At 36.0% G+C, this 1,628-nt stretch carries 2 protein-coding genes; both read left to right on the forward strand.

Features of this window, described 5'->3' with window-relative positions:
- Window positions 1–971, forward strand: a 971-nt coding sequence (locus J1782_RS00300; protein WP_217151906.1) for an AAA family ATPase, incomplete at its 5' end; no start/stop codon positions are given.
- The coding region (locus J1782_RS00305) for an LlaJI family restriction endonuclease (protein ID WP_217151907.1) at window positions 964–1,628 on the forward strand (665 nt) is incomplete at its 3' end. The genes J1782_RS00300 and J1782_RS00305, both read left to right, overlap by 8 nt.

Genomic DNA, 1,628 nt, shown 5'->3' on the forward strand with positions numbered 1-1,628 from the left:
ACCTTAAACCAGGTATTAATAAAATATATTATGGTGCACCAGGAACAGGTAAAAGTTACAAAGTAAACAAGGACATTGGGAATGGCGATGTCATCAGGACAGTATTTCATCCTGATACCCAATATTCTGACTTTGTAGGTTCTTTAAAGCCAAAAACCAATTTAGACTCAAATAAAAACACGCGTATCTCCTATGAATTCAGAGCAGGCCCATTTACTGAAGCTTATATAAAATCTATTTCTGATCCAACTAAATCTGTATACCTTGTAATAGAAGAACTTAATCGGGCCCCCGCAGCGGCTGTGTTTGGTGAGTTATTTCAATTGCTAGACAGAGATGCAGATGGTAGTAGCACATATAAAATAAATATTTCAGATCCAGATATGCTTGAGTACATTAATCAAAGAATTTCTTCGCCCGTATCGGATTTAAAAATCCCTTCAAATATGTCTATATTAGCAACAATGAATAGCAGTGACCAAGCTGTAATGCCTATGGATACCGCTTTCAAGCGTCGCTGGTCTTTTGAATACGTCTGCATAGATTATACACATGCTACCAACGGGTCCCTACCAGTTGCAGTTTCAACTTCTAATGGAACGGATGAAATGCTTGTTCCATGGTCAGTGCTTTCAAAAATAATCAATCAAGTTCTGAGTAGACTTCAAATTCCAGAAGATAGATTCTTAGGCCATCGTTTTCTCACCGAATCTGAATTGTTAAACGCAGATCTCGCTAAACAGGCCCTGAGTGGAAAATTATTTGTATATCTCTGGGATGATATTTTACGTCACGGGCAGAGAGAGGCAATATTTAACACAGAAAAATATAATACCTTTGGCGAGCTAAGTGCTGGTTTTATGAGGGGAGAGTCTATTTTTTCTGAAGAAATGGAAATTAAATTTCGCGAGGCCATCAGAATAATTCCGTCTAATCCGGAGAACGTTTACCTTATTGATGGGAATGAATAATAACATGATAAATAAATGTTTTTATACAGATAGACAACCCCTCAGCACACTTCCTGTTGCTTTAACTAATGTAATGAAGCTGAATGGATTAATTCCACCAAATATGGTCTACATACATTTTTGTGGCGTTATACTTTATGATAATAACTTAGCTATTTTCTTACCTAGAAATAGTAAAATTGATGAAGGTTCAAATACCGATAATGTTTCTAGAAATCTTCTAAGGTCTATAAATAAATACACCACAACACTGAAAAACACAGTTGAAAACTCTGATAGAGGTGATGAAGTTATTGGTTTTGACAGTTTGAACTTGATAATATCACTTTTAGATGACTACAGAAACAATGGCATCTATGTCAGGCGAATGAAACAGGAAGTAAAAAACTCAGGCAGAGTCAACTGGAGGAAAACAATTAATAAAACAACCGCAATATGTACCTCTGATAATAATATATATTACCCTGAAACGTTAGGAAACAGACAGAGATACCTTTCAAATAGTGAGACATCACGAATCCACGCTCACGTGATTCGTAATTTGTGCCAGCAAATTGGATGGGTAACATTTAATGAACCAAGCATACCTGAGAGGGAATTGATGGATTTTCCCTCACCATTGGGAAATAAAATTGATAAAATAAGCACTCTTTATAG

The organism is Rahnella sp. BCC 1045, from assembly GCF_019049615.1.
Classification (GTDB): domain Bacteria; phylum Pseudomonadota; class Gammaproteobacteria; order Enterobacterales; family Enterobacteriaceae; genus Rahnella; species Rahnella contaminans.